1 protein-coding gene is annotated in these 653 nt (G+C 41.7%); it reads left to right on the top strand.

What is annotated here, in order from left to right; all coding sequences use genetic code 11:
- A partial coding sequence (locus tag FK530_RS27555) for a lipoyl synthase (RefSeq protein ID WP_500487552.1) occupies positions 1–352 on the top strand: 352 nt, incomplete at its 5' end.
- Positions 353–653 lie beyond the last annotated feature (301 nt).

Below are 653 nucleotides of genomic sequence, written 5' to 3'. Positions count from 1 at the left end.
CTATAAACAGGTGCGTCCCGGTGCAGATTATGATCACTCGCTTATGCTCCTTAAGAAATTTAAAGCACGTAATCCCGATGTGCCGACAAAATCAGGATTGATGGTCGGTGTTGGTGAAACTGATGAGGAGATGATGGAGGTGATGCGTTATATGCGTGAACACGATATCGAAATGATCACCATCGGCCAATATCTTCAACCCTCAGGGGGCCATCTTGCCGTAGAACGTTATGTAACCCCCAAAACCTTTAAGGCATATGAAGAAGAGGCGTATCGCTTAGGCGTTAAGCTTGCCCATATCGGCCCCATGGTTCGTTCAAGCTACCATGCCGGCGATAATACATTGGCATAAAAAAGATCGTAACAGATCGATGATCATCACAATAATGGTCAGCGATAAACGATCATCAATAAACCAATGGTCAATAACAATAAATATTAAAAACCAAGAAAGGCGCCTCAAATGAGACGCCTTTTTTATCGAACGCTGCACTTTCTTGCAATGATAGTTTTATTGTAATAATGCTTTTATTGTCATGATGCTTTCATTGTAATCGTGTTTCTAATTTGAGCTTCGCTACATTAATCGTGTCGTGATTAGATAGATAATCGTCCCGGCATAATTTCCTACCACATAACCAACCGTCCCAATC

Source organism: Tsukamurella conjunctivitidis, assembly GCF_007858475.1.
GTDB lineage: Bacteria > Actinomycetota > Actinomycetes > Mycobacteriales > Mycobacteriaceae > Tsukamurella > Tsukamurella conjunctivitidis.
This window is presented reverse-complemented; position numbering and strand designations above follow the sequence as displayed.